Source organism: Burkholderia sp. AU30198 (assembly GCF_020419825.1).
Classification (GTDB): Bacteria; Pseudomonadota; Gammaproteobacteria; order Burkholderiales; family Burkholderiaceae; genus Burkholderia.
The window spans coordinates 121880-135484 of record NZ_JAIZSA010000004.1; the positions used below are offsets into that span (position 1 = coordinate 121880).

Annotated in this window: 14 protein-coding genes; 7 read left to right on the forward strand and 7 right to left on the reverse strand. The window is 68.6% G+C overall.

Annotated elements, in window-relative coordinates; translation table 11 throughout:
- Genes LGN19_RS11545 through LGN19_RS11555 form a run of 3 tightly spaced genes read left to right on the forward strand, consistent with a single transcriptional unit; the run spans position 1 to position 3153 of the window.
- Positions 1 to 879 (forward strand): 4Fe-4S cluster-binding domain-containing protein, encoded by an 879-nt coding sequence (locus LGN19_RS11545; protein WP_226214719.1) that lies wholly within the window; start codon positions 1 to 3, stop codon positions 877 to 879.
- Positions 876 to 1937 (forward strand): asparagine synthase-related protein, encoded by a 1062-nt coding sequence (locus tag LGN19_RS11550; protein ID WP_226214722.1) that lies wholly within the window; start codon positions 876 to 878, stop codon positions 1935 to 1937. Before LGN19_RS11545 ends, LGN19_RS11550 begins: the two co-directional genes overlap by 4 nt.
- 7 nt (positions 1938 to 1944) lie before the next feature.
- Positions 1945 to 3153, forward strand: coding sequence for a glycosyltransferase (locus LGN19_RS11555; protein ID WP_226214724.1), 1209 nt, complete (start codon positions 1945 to 1947; stop codon positions 3151 to 3153).
- Here the strand turns inward: LGN19_RS11555 and LGN19_RS11560 are convergent.
- The gene (locus tag LGN19_RS11560) at positions 3110 to 3799 is read right to left on the reverse strand and encodes a cephalosporin hydroxylase family protein (protein WP_226214726.1); all 690 of its coding nucleotides are present in this window, start codon (positions 3797 to 3799) and stop codon (positions 3110 to 3112) included. The genes LGN19_RS11555 and LGN19_RS11560 overlap by 44 nt on opposite strands.
- A gap of 25 nt (positions 3800 to 3824) precedes the next feature.
- Here LGN19_RS11560 and LGN19_RS11565 point away from each other — a divergent pair, with 25 nt between their 5' ends.
- Positions 3825 to 4781, forward strand: coding sequence for a phosphotransferase (locus LGN19_RS11565; protein WP_226214728.1), 957 nt, complete (start codon positions 3825 to 3827; stop codon positions 4779 to 4781).
- Between the two features lie 12 nt (positions 4782 to 4793).
- Here the strand turns inward: LGN19_RS11565 and LGN19_RS11570 are convergent, their stop codons facing one another.
- The 6 genes from LGN19_RS11570 to LGN19_RS11595 form a co-directional block, all read right to left on the reverse strand.
- On the reverse strand, positions 4794 to 5369 hold the full coding sequence (locus LGN19_RS11570) for a polysaccharide deacetylase family protein (RefSeq protein WP_226214730.1): 576 nt from the start codon (positions 5367 to 5369) through the stop codon (positions 4794 to 4796).
- An 85-nt stretch (positions 5370 to 5454) separates the two neighbouring features.
- Positions 5455 to 5961, reverse strand: a complete 507-nt coding sequence (locus LGN19_RS11575; protein WP_264173025.1) for a hypothetical protein — start codon at positions 5959 to 5961, stop codon at positions 5455 to 5457.
- A gap of 258 nt (positions 5962 to 6219) precedes the next feature.
- Positions 6220 to 7029, reverse strand: coding sequence for an ABC transporter ATP-binding protein (locus LGN19_RS11580; RefSeq protein ID WP_226214732.1), 810 nt, complete (start codon positions 7027 to 7029; stop codon positions 6220 to 6222).
- On the reverse strand, positions 7022 to 8104 hold the full coding sequence (locus LGN19_RS11585) for a FecCD family ABC transporter permease (RefSeq protein WP_226214734.1): 1083 nt from the start codon (positions 8102 to 8104) through the stop codon (positions 7022 to 7024). The genes LGN19_RS11580 and LGN19_RS11585 overlap by 8 nt, the downstream gene beginning before the upstream one ends.
- Positions 8101 to 9042: an alpha/beta hydrolase gene (locus LGN19_RS11590; protein ID WP_226214735.1), complete on the reverse strand. Its 942-nt coding sequence runs from the start codon at positions 9040 to 9042 to the stop codon at positions 8101 to 8103. The genes LGN19_RS11585 and LGN19_RS11590 overlap by 4 nt, the downstream gene beginning before the upstream one ends.
- A gap of 1 nt (position 9043) precedes the next feature.
- Positions 9044 to 10159: an ABC transporter substrate-binding protein gene (locus LGN19_RS11595; protein ID WP_226214736.1), complete on the reverse strand. Its 1116-nt coding sequence runs from the start codon at positions 10157 to 10159 to the stop codon at positions 9044 to 9046.
- A 166-nt stretch (positions 10160 to 10325) separates the two neighbouring features.
- On the opposite strand from LGN19_RS11595, the gene LGN19_RS11600 reads away from it, so the two are divergent.
- The 3 genes from LGN19_RS11600 (at position 10326) to LGN19_RS11610 (ending at position 13580) form a co-directional block, all read left to right on the forward strand.
- Positions 10326 to 11300 (forward strand): helix-turn-helix transcriptional regulator, encoded by a 975-nt coding sequence (locus LGN19_RS11600; RefSeq protein ID WP_226214737.1) that lies wholly within the window; start codon positions 10326 to 10328, stop codon positions 11298 to 11300.
- A gap of 143 nt (positions 11301 to 11443) precedes the next feature.
- Positions 11444 to 11836: a hypothetical protein gene (locus LGN19_RS39775; RefSeq protein WP_226214738.1), complete on the forward strand. Its 393-nt coding sequence runs from the start codon at positions 11444 to 11446 to the stop codon at positions 11834 to 11836.
- Complete coding sequence (locus tag LGN19_RS11610; protein WP_226214739.1) at positions 11730 to 13580, forward strand: TonB-dependent receptor domain-containing protein; 1851 nt, start codon at positions 11730 to 11732, stop codon at positions 13578 to 13580. Before LGN19_RS39775 ends, LGN19_RS11610 begins: the two co-directional genes overlap by 107 nt.
- The last annotated feature ends 25 nt before the right edge of the window (positions 13581 to 13605 follow it).

Here is a 13605-nt window from a genome sequence, read left to right on the forward strand (position 1 = left end):
GTGAATGCGAATCTGAACCGGATCTCGAATCCGACGCCGCCAGGCGAGCGGCAGCATGTGTTTCCGCCGCCGCTGGATCGCGATTACCGCGTCGAAGACGGGCGCGTGCTGACGCGCTCGCTGGAAGCGCACATCGTCGATCACTGCAACCTGACCTGCGCGGAATGCTGCTCGCTGTCGCCGCTGCTGCCCGAGTGGTACGCGAACCCCGCATCGCTCGAGGCCGATCTGCGCCGCGCCGCGAAGGTGCTGCGCCCGCGCATGTTCAAGCTGGTCGGCGGCGAACCGCTGCTGCATCCGGCGCTCGTCGAACTCGTCCAGTGCGTGCGCGCCACCGGCATCGCGCCCGTGATCTCCGTCACGACGAACGGCCTGAAGCTCGGCGAGATGACGGATGCGTTCTGGCAGGCGGTGGATGCGCTGACGATCTCGCGCTATCCGAAGCCGTCGCTGTCGCGCGAGCTGGTCGCGCACATCGAGCATCAGGCCGCGCGCTTCGACGTGCGCCTGAACTGGAAGGTGCAGGACGTGTTCACGACGATGAACCGCGCGCAACCCGGCACCGATCGCGACGAAGCGCAGCGCCTCTATCAGGATTGCTGGATCCGCGAGCGCTGCCATATGATTCGCGACGGCATGTTCTACACGTGCACGCGTCCGGCGCATTTCCATACGCTCTACCAGGGCGAGAGGGATTTTCAATCCGACGGCCTGCCGCTGCGCGACGACGCCGGCATGCTCGACGCGATGCTCGCCTATCTGCAACGTGACGCACCGCTCGAAGCGTGTCTGCATTGTCAGGGCGGCAGCGCGCCGGTGGCGCCGCATCGCATCCTCAAACGCATTGAAGTGGACTCCTTGAAGGCACGTTATCCATGATCGTCGGCACGCGCGACCTGTTCGGCTTCGACCGGCTTCACTATCATCCGCGCAGCGGTACGACGGCGTCCGGCATCCGAGCCGTCCTGCGTGCCGCGGGGCAACCGGCCGGCGAGCCGGACGCGGCGGCCATCGCGGGCTACCTGAGCGGCGAGCGTCTGATCGGCCGCACCGTGCTGCGCGACGTGCGCGCGGTGCCGCCCGGCCATGCGCTGATCCGTTTGCCGCAAGGGCTGACCGTGCAGCCGGCACCCGAGCAGCCGCGGCACGCCGATCTCGAAACCGTGCTGCGCGCGTCGCTGCAGCGCGCGCTCGACAGCGGCAAGCGCGTTGCGCTGGCGCTGAGCGGTGGGCTCGATTCGGCGCTGCTGCTCGCGTTGCTGCGCGAACTCGGCGCGCAGCGGCACGTGACGTCCTACATCCTCGTGACCGACATGCCGGACTATTGCGAGCGCGATGCCGCACTCGAACTGGCCGCGCAGATGCAGGCGACCGTGAAGATCGTGCGCGCGAACGAGGCCGATTTCGTCGCGGCGCTGCCGAGAACGACCCAGGCGGTCGAGGAGCCGATGTTCAACCTGCATCCGGTCGCGAAGCTGCTGCTCGCCGACGCGATGGCCGCGGATGGCGTCGAGGTGGCCATCACCGGCGATGGCGCGGACCAGGTGTTGCGCCGCGACCAGTCGGCCAACTATCTGCCGCTGTGCCATGCGTTGTTCGACGCGGCGTCGGTCGACCTGCATCCGCCGTTCGTCGACGCAGCCGTCGTCGCGCATCTGACGAGCATCGCACCCGATCCGGACAAGCAATGCCTGCGCGATCTCGGTGCGCGCCTGAACCTGCCGGACCGGCTCGTGCACGGCCCGAAGCGCGGACGGCTTGCCCCGGCGATGGACCTCGCGGCGCTGCTCGATCGCGACCGCACGCACGCGCTGGCCGACACGCTCGGTCTGGCCGCGCCCACGTTGCAGGCGGATACCGAACGCGTGCTGTGGACGACGCTATCCCTGCTTCTCGATGATTTCGATTCCCTCGATGCCGCGCATCGCCCAACCTGAGTCGTTCATGAAACGCATCCTGTTCTGCGTGGTGCCCGAGAAAGGGCACGTCAATCCGTGTATTGGCCCGGCCCAGCATCTGCGCGATGCCGGGTGCGACGTCGCGTTCTATGCGCCCGCCGATATCAGCGCACAGCTCGACGGTGCCGGCGGCTTCGAATTCGTCGGGCCGCGCGAGACGCCCGAGCGCCACGACCTGTCGCGCGGCGCGAGCTTCGCTGCGAACATTCGCGACGCGGACTGGCTGCGGCACTGGATCCGCACGCTGCTGATCGATCTCGCGCCCGCGCAGGTGGACGGCATTCGCGCGGTGCTGCGCGATTGGCGGCCCGACGTGGTCGTGATCGATCCGCTGCTCTATGCGGCGGCGATCGCGGCGGAGCTGGAAGGGCTGCCGTGGGTCTCGATGTCGAATTCGCTGAATCCGGTGCTGCCGGACGATCTCGATTCGGAACTGCTGCGCACGGTGCGATGGCTCGCGCCGGAACGCACGCGCCTGTTCGCGCGCTACGGGCTCGATGCGCGTTTTCGCGGTTGCGACATCCTGTCGCCGCACCTGACGCTCGCGTTCACGACCGATGCGCTGGTCGGTGCACCACCGCCCGGTGTCGAGCTGGTCGGCCCGGCACTGCCGTCCGGCCCGCGCGGCGACGAGACGCCGTTCCCGTGGGAACGCCTCGATGCCGCTCGTCCGCTCGTCTACATGTCGCTCGGCAGCCAGCTTTACTACCATCCCGACGTGTTTGCGAATGTCATCGAGGCGACGCGCGCGACGTCGGCGCAACTGGTGCTGTCGGTGGGCGAACTGGTCGATTCGGATCTGCTGCCGGCCGACGACGGGCGTGTGGTCGCAGTGCGTTACGTGCCGCAACTGGCGCTGCTGCGACGCACGCACGCGTTCGTCAGCCACGGCGGCGCGAATTCGGTGATGGAGTCGCTTGCCTGCGGCGTGCCGATGCTGCTGTCGCCGTTCTGCAACGACCAGTTCCATTCGGCACACTTCGTCGAGCGGGCCGGTGCGGGGTGCGTGCTGGATCTGCAGCAGGCCGGCGTCGCGGACATTGCCGATGCGCTCGAACGCCTGTTGCGGCCCGGGACGTTGCGCGATCAGGCGGCGCGGATTCGCACGAGCTATGCGTCGCGCGACGGTTCGGCCGGGGCAGCGTGCCTGATCAACGCACTCGCTTCAGGAAACCGCCTGGCGACAGCGTCATGAGTACGCGGTCCTCGATGTCGTAGTCGACTTCGAACCGGTTGTCGCGAGCGAGGAATTCATGCGTGGCGGTGGCCGGGTTGTTGCCTTTGCCGTACGGCTTGCCGTCGAACGTCGACGCGGGCAGGTACTCCATGATGGTGTCCATCACGATCGCGTAGCTGCCGGGCGTCACGAGCGGCGCATAGCATTCGAGTTCGCGCAGCACGTGCGCGTGAGTGTGCGTGAGATCGAGGATCGCCATCACGCGTGCGCCGTCACCGATCTGTGCGTGCACCGATGCGAGCGTGTCGGCCGCGCACGATTCGCCTTCGATCAGCGTCATGCGGTGGGCGAGCCGGTGCGATTGCAGGCGCTGCCTGACCTCGTCGCGCAGGCGCGGCTCGACCGCGACGACGCGGCCGTTGTCGCCTGCCAGTTCCAGCATCGATGCGGAGAACACGACGCCGCCGCCTGCCGCGATGCCGGTCTGCACGATGCAGTCGGGACGCACGCGCCAGATCAGTTCCTGGAGTGCGAGCATGTCGCCGGGCAGATGGAAGAAGCGCTCGCCGAGCCAGCGCGTCTGAAACAGATGGTCGAATTCGGCAGCGCGCGTCAGCCATTCGATGTTGATGTCCCGCATGCGGGCCGAAGGACGCTCTGACATGGTCAATGCAACGAGTAGGAGTGACGTGAAAACGCTGGAGCCGTGGCTTCACAGGTACTGGAACATCGGGCCGGCGCGCGTGCAGGCGCTGGCGTCGGGCCATACTAACAAAACGTATCTCGTCGAGTGCGATTCGGCGCGCGCGGTGCTGCGCGTGTCGTGGCCCGGCAAGCCGGTCGAGCAGGTGCATCGCGAAGCGGCAATACTCGGCCGTCTGCGTACTGCACCGATGCTGCCCGCGCTGCCGCGCCTGCGGCCGACCGTGGACGCACGGTCCGGTGTGCAGCTTCCCGATGGAAGCTGGCTGCATCTGTTCGAGCATATCGACGGCATTCCCGGCCTGCCGGGCGATGGGGAGGCGGGCGCGCTCGATGCGATGCGTGCGCTCGCGCATCTGCATGCCGCGCTGGCGGCGATACCGTCGACCGAATCGGTGCCGCTTGCGTGGTTGTCGGCGCGTCACGCACGCGTGGCGGCGCGTGCTGCGCCGTCGTTGCCGGGAGGCCTGAGCGGCCACTACGAGACGATGATCCGGCGCATTGGCGCACATCTCGACGCTGCCGCGCACTGGCTGACGGGGGCGGTGCACTGGCTGCATGGCGACTATCACGCGGGCAACCTGCTGTACGTCGGACACGCGGTGAGCGGCGTGCTCGATTTCGACGATGTCGGGCAGGGTGCGCAGTGGCTCGAAGCGGCCTTTGCGTTGTTCGCGCTGTCGCGCGATGCGGGCAGGGACGATCGCTTCGTATTCGATGCGCAGCGCTGGGACGTCGGCCTGCAAGCCTATGCAGCGACGCGGCCCGATCCTGCACCGGACTGGATGCGTGACCGCCGCGATGCGCTGACGGCCCTGTTCTGTGCAGACCAGACGTTGATCCACCTCGAAGCCGCGCAGCGCGGCCTGTGGACGCCGGGGCCCGGCATCGGCTTTCTCGGCGGCTGGCGGCAGTTGCTGGATGGCGCGGCGCCCGGACGCTAGCCGGCTGCCGCGTCAGCGCTGCCGATTCAGGAACAGGCGCACCGCTTCGACCGTGTTGGGCCGCGCCTCGCCGTGCCGCGATCCGTCGTGCATGCAGAACAGCACGTCGCGCTGCCGTGCCGTGCTGGCATCGACATGCGCGCACATCGCGTCGAACAGCGCCTGCGGCGACGGCGCCGGCCGCTGCCAGTCATCCAGTATCGCGGTCCAGCCCGTGTGTTCGCGCTGCAGCCGCGCCAGCACGCCGGCGCGATTGTCGTGCGGCATCAGCCCGTATGGCAGGCGCAGCGGGATCGTGTCTGGCGCGGGCACGCCGGCCCGGCGACAGGCGTCGCGGATCAGCGCGTCGGTCGTCTCGATCTCGTCGATCAGCGCATCGTCCGTCAGCGTGCCCGGCCTCGCGTGCGAACGGGTGTGATTGCCGAGCCGATGGCCTTCACGCGCGATTCTTGCGGCGACGTCGAGCGCGCCTGCGAGATTCTGGCCGAGCAGGAAGAAGGTCGCCCGGCAGGATGCGGCGTGCAGGACGTCGAGCAAGGGGAGCGTCGAGGGGCCGGGGCCGTCGTCGAAACTGAGGTGAATGGACATCGCGAGCGGGTGCGCCGTTCAAGGTGTACCGGACGAACGATAGCGCAAGTCGCGGCGAGCGGCGGCCGGTGCTTTCATCGGCCGGCTACTGGAGCGGCTCGATGGCCAGCGGACAGGTGCCGATCCGGCGCAACCGTGTGCCGGTCCACTCGTAGAAGAACCGGGCGGCCTTCGCGCTGTTGTAGTCGCAATCGTCGTTGAAGCAGCCCGCGACGATCAGCAGCCTGCTGCCGAGTCGGAAATCGACGCGCTCCTCGTCGTTGCCCATCACGCCCGCGATGGCCTGCACGCCGGGCATCGTGTAGGTCGCACCCGTGTATTTGTCGACGATCGCGAAATTTCGGCAATCGGTTCCGCAACCCCAGGTCGCAACACGGTAGTGGCCGGCAAAATTGGCTGGTTGCGTGAATTCGTCGCGAATGGCGGTGCGGTAGAGGCGCGCTTCCTTGGTGGTCAGGCGTGGCGCGTGGGCCGTGGTGTGCGGTGCGGGCGCCGTGCGCACCGGATAGCGTTCGAACGACGGCGACGGGCAGTTTGAGGCGGCCGCCGCGGTGACGGGCACCGGCTGGGCAGCAGCCGAGCCGGCAAGCATGGCCGTGGCGCTGGCCGTCAGCAGAAGTCGGTATGCGCGCATCACGCGATCGTCCTTGCAGGGTAGAGGAACAGGCCGCCGTGTGTTCGTTTGCCGAGGTCGCGGTGGGTCGGGACCGACGGCCCCGCCGCGCGATTCTATGATGCTTTGCTCGCGCCGGCACGCGTTGTAATCGGCGTCCGATGCGGCCGCGCGAATGGCATGGCGGCCTGATGACCGCAAGCCGGACCGGTCGTCAGCGCGACGACCGATCCGCGCTCAAGCGTCGCACGCTTCCCACGCGTCATCCGTCATGGCTCGCTCCGCGAGCGCGACGTAATCGCCGGCCGCCGTGCGTTCGACCCGGGCATCGACGCGATACGCGCGCCGCAGGTGCGGCGGCGTCAGGACTTCGGCGGGTGTGCCGTCGGCGACGAGGCCGTCGGTGCCGAGCAGCACGAGCCGGTCGCAGAATCGCGACGCAAGATTCAGGTCGTGCATTGCGACCAGTACGACCGCACCGTGTCGGCGTGCCGCGTCGCCGACCGCCTCCAGCGCGAGCAATTGCCAGCGCAGGTCGAGCGCGCTCGTCGGTTCGTCGAGCAGCAGCAGCGGCGTGTCGCGCACGAGCACCTGCGCGAGTCCGACCATCTGCCGCTGTCCGCCGGACAGCCGCTCGAGCGGCGACATCGCGAGCGCCTGCAGCCGCAGGCGCTCGAACACGTTCTGCAGGCGCCGATCGCGAGTGACGTCGGACAAACCGGGGCAGGTCGCGCGCAATGCACTGCGTACGGCTTCGTACACGAGCAGCGACGACGGTTGCGGCAGCGTCTGCGGCAGGTAGCCGACCTGTCGCGTGTGTTCCCGGCGCGCGCCGCGCAGCAGGTCGAATCCGCCGAACGCTGCGTTGCCGCGTGCGGCCGCGAGCCGGGCGAGTGTGCGCAGCAGCGTCGATTTGCCGACGCCGTTCGGTCCGAGTAATCCGACCATCGTGCCCGGCGCTACGGGCGCGAGCGACAACCGGTCGAGCACGACCTTCGCGCCATAACGCACGACGAGGTCGTCGACGCACAGCGTGCGCTTATCCATCGAGCCTCCTGCGCCGGCTGACGAGGATCATGAACAGCGGCACGCCGACCAGCGCGGTGATGATCCCGATCGGGAGTGTCACGCCGGGGATCAGCGCCTTGCTGAGCACGGATGCGCCGGCCAGCATGATCGCGCCGGCGAGGGCGGCGCCGGGCAGGTAGTAGCGATGCTCGTCGCCGACGAGCAGTCGTGCGACGTGCGGCCCGACGAGACCGACGAACCCGATCGTGCCGACGAACGACAGCGCGGTGGCCGACAGCAGGCTGATGCGAATCAGCGCGACGAGTCGCAGCCGCTCGACCGCGATGCCCATACTGCGTGCCTGTTCGTCGCCGGCGCGCAGCGCCGTCAGCGACGCGACGTCGAAGCTCGCCCACAACGCGCACGCGGCGAGCATGCACGACAGCAGCGCGATCTTGCCCCACGTCGCGCGCGCGAGGCTGCCCATGCTCCAGAACACGATTTGCTGAAGCGCGTTCGCGTCCGCGAGAAACTGCAGCAGCCACAGCAGCGCCTCGAAACTGAACATCAGGCCGATGCCGAACAGCACCACGGTTTCGGTCGTCGCGCCGTGGCGCCACGCGAGCCAGACGATCAGCAGCGTCGCGAGGCTCGCGCAGCAGAACGCGCCGAGCGACAGCGCGATGTTCTCGTTCCAGAGCACGACGTGCCAGCCGGAGATCACGACGAGCGACGCACCGACGCTCGCGGCGGCCGACATGCCGAGCGTGAACGGGCTCGCGAGCGGATTGTTCAGCACGGTCTGCATTTCCGCGCCGGCGAGGCCGAGCGACGCGCCGACGAGCACGGCCATCAGCGCATACGGCAGGCGCACGTCCCAGAGGATCACGCGCTGCTCGAGCGGCAGCGCGTCCGGCCGGAACAGCCCGGTGACCAGATCCGCGATCGGGAACGGCGACGGGCCGGTGCCGATGTCGACGACGAGCAGGGTGCCGAGCACGCAGGCGAGGAACATCAGCGCGCCGCCCCGCCGCGCGGCGACGGCGCGGTAACGCAGCTTCAGCGAAGCGGACGAGCGGGACGAAGGCGACGATGCGGGCGACGCGGCACTCATACGGCCTCTCCCGCGACGGCTTCGGCCGCGATGCGCGCCGCCAGCATCGCGCTGGGCACCACGACGCCGCCATGATCCTCGCCGTCGATCAGGCGGAACGTCGCGTCGAGGCCCGGGCGGGCGCCGACGCGCTGGACGAAGTCGCGCGCGGAGCTGACCTGCTTGCGCGCCTGCTGCCGGCGCATGCGTTCGGCGTCCGGATTCGGCGCGCCTTCTTCGAGACTGCCCGCGGTGACCAGCAGCCGCAACGCGGGCGCGAGCGGCGCCGATTGCGTGGCGAAACGATCCGCATAGGGCAGCAGCGCGCGGTCGCCCCACCAGATCGACGGGCTTGCCGCGACATACCGCGCGAACAGGTGCGGGCGCGTCAGCATCGCGTACAGCGTCAGCAGGCCGCCGTATGAATGCCCGAACAGCGTCTGGCGTGCCGGGTCGACGGCCACCTGTTGCGCGAGCCAGGGCTGCACGTCGTGCTCGATGAAATCGAGCAGGCGGTCGGCGACGACACCGCGGCCGTTCGGCAGCGGCGCGAGCGTGTAGTCGTCCGCGCGGGCGGCCATGTCGTATGCGGCGTCAGTCGGATAACCGATGCCGATCACGACGGGTTCTGCATCGGGCGGGGCGTCAGGGCGTGCACGCCGGTTGCGCACGAGTTGCGTGGCGAGCGGGAAGAGCGCGTTGCCGTCGAGGACGGTCAGTACCGGATGGGATCCGGCAGCGGCGCGCTCGGCGGGCAGCGCGACGAACAGGCGGCGGGGCTTGCCGCCGACCGTGACGTCGAACTGGCGGCTGTTCGGCACCTGCACGGCGGGCGCGGCGTCGAGAGCCGGCCAGTCCGGTGCGCGCGCGGCGAGCGCGGGGGTGAGGTGGGCGCCGAGCGGGCCCGCAAGGCCGGCGACGAGCAGCGAGCGACGCATCGTGGAAGCGGGGTGCGACATGTCAGGACCCTTCCTGCACCCAGTATTCGCCCTGCAGCGGAACCGGCTGGAAGCGTTGCACCATCGTGTCGAGCGTGCGGCGCGGGTCGACATCGGCGAACAGCGCCGGATGCAGCCATTTGGCCATGGCCTGCACCGCGACGACGTTGAACGGCGAGTTGTAGAAGTGATGCCAGATCGCATAGGCCCGGCGCTCGCGCACCGCGCGCAGCGGCGCAATCTGCGGGCGCTGCAGCGACCGGTCGAACGAACGGGTAGCGGTGTCGCGCGACACGCCGGCGCCGAGTGCGATGCGCAGCGGCGCACTTTGCAGTGTCTGCGTCGAGCCGATCCCCGTGCCGATGTAGAAGTCGGGCTGGCGGCTGAGCAGGTATTCCGGATTCAGCGTGCCGTGCTCGCCGGGCACGCGGCCTTTCGCGATGTTGTTGCCGCCGGCGGCGTCGAGCAGGTGCCCCATCATGCCCGTCATCGTGTCGCAGCAGTCGCTCGACAGGCCGACGCGGCTTTCGAGGAACACGCTCGGCGCGACCGCATGCGCGTTCGCGAGCCGCGTACGGACGAGATCGAACTGCGCCTGCCAGTACGCGTTGAAATCCGCCGCGCGCTGCGGCGCGCCGAAGACCTGGCCGAGCAGCGCGATGCTGCGCGTCGTATTGACGAGCGGGTCGTGCCGGAAATCGACGAAGACGATCGCAACGCCGGCGGCTTCGAGCCGCGCCAGCGTCTCTCGGTCTCGCTCGCCGGGGCCGTGGCCGCCGCCGAGGCCGAAGATCGCAACCTGCGGGCGCAGCGCGAGCGCGCGTTCGTCGCTGAAGCTGCCGGCCTGCGAGCGGCCGATGCGCGGCACGTCCTTCAGCCGCGGAAACCGCTCGAGCCATTGCCCGTAGCTGGCCGGATCGAGCTGTTCGAAATCGCCCATCATGCCCACGAGGCGGCGAGTGGGATCGGCGTCGACGACCGCCAGCGCAGGCAACAGGCGCCCTTCGCCGAGCAGCACGCGTTCGACGCGCGCGGGAATCCGGACCTGCCGACCGGCGAGGTCGGTCACGGTGGTGTCCGCGCATGCCGCCTGCGCGACGAACCCGCTGCACAGCCATGCGACCAGCATGGCCCACATTCCACTTGTCTTTCTCACACGACTCCCGATACGATGTAAATGAGAACAATTCGCATTTAATTGTAACCGAGCAGTCGGGCATCGCGGGATGCCGGCTGTTTGTTCCAACGACGAAATAGTTTGTGCGGGCCCATGGTGCCCGACGCACGCAACGGGGTATCAAGACATGACAGCGCAGACGTCAGCTGCTTTCCAATCCGACGGCAATCGCCACGACGCGCACGTCGCGCGAATCCGCGAGGTGCGTCCGGGCCTGCGCATCCACGCGGACGACGCGACCGACGAATTCGATGCGGTGATGTCGGGGCAGTGCACGCCGGGCCTGCATCTCGTGCTGCTGCTCGAAGGTGCGCTCGACGTGTCGTACGGCGATCGGCGCGTGGTGCTGACGACGGATGCGAGCCGCGCGAGCCGGGCCCCGGTGCCGCGGCCCGCGGTGCGGATGCAGTCGTTCCTGCTCAACGCGGTGCAGCCGGATACGTTCCGCCGGCGGCTCAGCAAGGGCGGCTATGCACGGCGGCTCAGTCTCGCGATGTCGGGCGAGTGGCTCGGGCATCTGCAGGCTGCGAGCCGCGGCATGCTGCCGGAGCGGCTGGACGCGATGCTGTCCGCGCACCTGGCGATCCGCTTCTGGCAGCCGACGCCGCGTGCGACGGCACTGGCCGAGCAGATCGTGCGGCCGCCGACCTATCAGCCGATGCTGCAGGCGATCTATCTCGAAAGTCGTGTGCTGGAATTGCTTGCCGAGGCGTTCGCGCCGCTCGAGGCGGAGGCGGTGGACGCCGCACCGGCGCAGGACGCGGCGCTCGGATCGCGCGACTACCGCCGGATGGCGGAATTGCGCGCGTTCCTGGCGAGCGATGCCGCGCAGGACTTGTCGCTCGACGATATCGCGCGCCATGCCGGCATGAGCACGAACGCGATGCAGCGGCAGTTCCGTGCCGCCTACGGCACGACGGTATTCGACTTCATCCGCGAGCATCACCTGCAGCGCGCGCGGCTTGCACTCGAGCGCGACGCAGTGAGCGTCAAGCAGGCTGCGGCACTGGCTGGCTATACGAGCGCCGCGAATTTCGCGACGGCCTACAAGCGCCGCTTCGGCGTCACGCCGACGCTCGCGCGCCGCAGCGACCATCGCTGACGAGGCAGCCGCCGTGACTCAAACGAGTTTGTAGCTTACGCAAAGATTTCGGCGCATTACATGTTTCATAATGTAAATGAGAATCAATCACATCATGAAACATCGAAAGCGCCACCATGTCGAGTCAAGCTGCACACTTTGCATTGAAGCCGGCCGTCGTTGCCGGTCTGTACCTGATGGGCGTGTCGAGCGCGTGGGCGCAGACGCCTGATCAGCCTGCCGGCCCCGCCGGCGCACCTGCCGCCCCGGTCCAGGCGGTGGCCGGCGATCCGCCGGATCCGATCCTGCTGAAGGACATCGTCGTGACGGCCAGCCGTCGCGAGCAGGCGATCCGCGAAGCACCCGCCAGCATTTCCGTGATCGGTCGCGACGAAATCGAAGCGAAGCCCTACACGTCGGTTGCGGAGATCGTCAACAACGTCGAGGGGGGTGAGCGTCGTCGGCGCGTCGCCGAACGACCAGGACATCTCGATCCGCGGGATGCCCGGCGAATACACGTTGCTGCTGGTCGACGGCCGCCGCCAGAACACCCGTGAAACGATGAACCGCGGCAGCTCGGGCGTGCAGTCGAACCTGATGCCGCCGCTGTCCGCGATCGAGCGGATCGAGGTCGTGCGCGGGCCGATGTCGTCGCTGTACGGTGCCGATGCGATGGGCGGCGTGATCAACGTGATCACGCGCAAGGTGCCGAAGCGCTGGGGCGGCACGATCACGGCCGGCAGCGTGTGGCAGCTCGAATCGAACCAGGGCGATACGCAGAGCGTCGACTTCTGGCTCGGCGGCCCGCTGAAATCCGACGTGCTCGGGCTGCAGGCGTCCGGCCGGCTCCTGCATCGCGGCGAGGACGACATCTTCTACGCGAACAGCGGTACGGGTGGCGCGAACGGGCAGCGGATCGGCAGCTTCGACGTGAAGCTGTCGGCGAAGCCCACGCGCAACCAGGACGTGAGCGTGAACATCGGGCGCGAGCAGCTCACTTACCTGAGCACGCCGGGCAAGAGCGCGGCGCCGCTCACGCCGCGCACGGCCACGTCGGCGGTGACCGAGACGCGCCATGTCCGCGACTACTGGGGCATCACGCACGACGGTCGCTGGGGTTTCGGCAACACGACGGTGTCGCTCTATGGCGAGCGCGGCGTGCAGGACCAGTGGACGCCGGCCGGCCGCGACGCGATCAAGCCCGCGCTGACCGACACGATCCTCGAAGGCAAGGCCGAGGTGCCGTGGTGGGGCGAGCGCAACATCCTGACGGTCGGTGGCCAGCATATCTGGTCGACGCTGTCGGGCGTGGCCCGCCAGGACGCGGTGCCGAAGGGCCACGCGGCGAACTCGGACCGCATCCGGCGCAACGCGTGGGCGCTGTTCGGTGAAAACGACTACTTCTTCAACGACCGGTTTACGCTGACGACCGGCGTGCGGCTCGATCACGACGATCGCTACGGCAGCCACGTGAGCCCGCGCATCTACGGCGTCTACAAGCTCAGCCAGGCGTGGACGGTGCGTGGCGGCGTGTCGACGGGCTTCCGGCCGCCGTCGTTGCGCCAGAGCACGGGCGGCTACTGCATGACGTCGGGCGGCGCGGCGGGGGCGATGCCCGGCACGCTGTGCGGCAATCCGGATCTCAAGCCCGAGACGAGCCTGACCGAGGAACTCGGCGTGCGCTACGACCTGGGCGACACGTATGCGGGGCTGACACTCTTCAACAACCTGTTCAAGAACAAGGTGGCCAGCTACGACACGGGCAAGGCCGATCCGCGCTCGCCGGGCCGCAACATTTACGTGTACGACAACATCGACCGGGTCAAGCTGTACGGCCTCGAACTTGGCGCGGGCACGCGCGTGATGCGCACGCTGAAGGTGTCGGGCACCTACACGCTGACGCAGTCGCGCCGCGAGGGCAGCGGCGAGAAAGCGTTCAACGGCAGCTCGCTCGACGGCTATCCGCTCGACAAGACGCCCAAGCACAAATTCAACGTGCAGGTCGACTGGACGCCGACCGCCAAGCTCGACCTGTACGCGACGGCGAACTATATCGGCAGCGAGTCCTGGGCGGCGTTCCGCAACGGCGCGCAGGGCGTCCGCGAGCGGCCGTCGACGACCACCTTCGATCTCGGCGGCCGCTACCGGATCGACAAGCGTTTCTCCGTCAACTTCGCGGTGCTCAACCTGACCAACAAGATGGTTCCGATCGACGATCGCACGCGCACGACCGGCCTGAGCGGCAACTGGCTGGTCGATCAGGGGCGTCGCGTCGCGGTGAGCCTCACCGCCGAAATGTGACGGCACGGCCGGTGCGACGCGCCGG

Coding starts and splice junctions, on each gene's coding strand:
- LGN19_RS11560 (WP_226214726.1), bottom strand. CDS start 3,799: ATGTCAGAGCGTCCTTCGGCCCGCATGCGGGACATCAACATCGAATGG.
- LGN19_RS11600 (WP_226214737.1), top strand. CDS start 10,326: ATGACAGCGCAGACGTCAGCTGCTTTCCAATCCGACGGCAATCGCCAC.
- LGN19_RS11570 (WP_226214730.1), bottom strand. CDS start 5,369: ATGTCCATTCACCTCAGTTTCGACGACGGCCCCGGCCCCTCGACGCTC.
- LGN19_RS11555 (WP_226214724.1), top strand. CDS start 1,945: ATGAAACGCATCCTGTTCTGCGTGGTGCCCGAGAAAGGGCACGTCAAT.
- LGN19_RS11585 (WP_226214734.1), bottom strand. CDS start 8,104: ATGAGTGCCGCGTCGCCCGCATCGTCGCCTTCGTCCCGCTCGTCCGCT.
- LGN19_RS11580 (WP_226214732.1), bottom strand. CDS start 7,029: ATGGATAAGCGCACGCTGTGCGTCGACGACCTCGTCGTGCGTTATGGC.
- LGN19_RS11550 (WP_226214722.1), top strand. CDS start 876: ATGATCGTCGGCACGCGCGACCTGTTCGGCTTCGACCGGCTTCACTAT.
- LGN19_RS11575 (WP_264173025.1), bottom strand. CDS start 5,961: ATGCTTGCCGGCTCGGCTGCTGCCCAGCCGGTGCCCGTCACCGCGGCG.
- LGN19_RS11595 (WP_226214736.1), bottom strand. CDS start 10,159: ATGTGGGCCATGCTGGTCGCATGGCTGTGCAGCGGGTTCGTCGCGCAG.
- LGN19_RS11590 (WP_226214735.1), bottom strand. CDS start 9,042: ATGTCGCACCCCGCTTCCACGATGCGTCGCTCGCTGCTCGTCGCCGGC.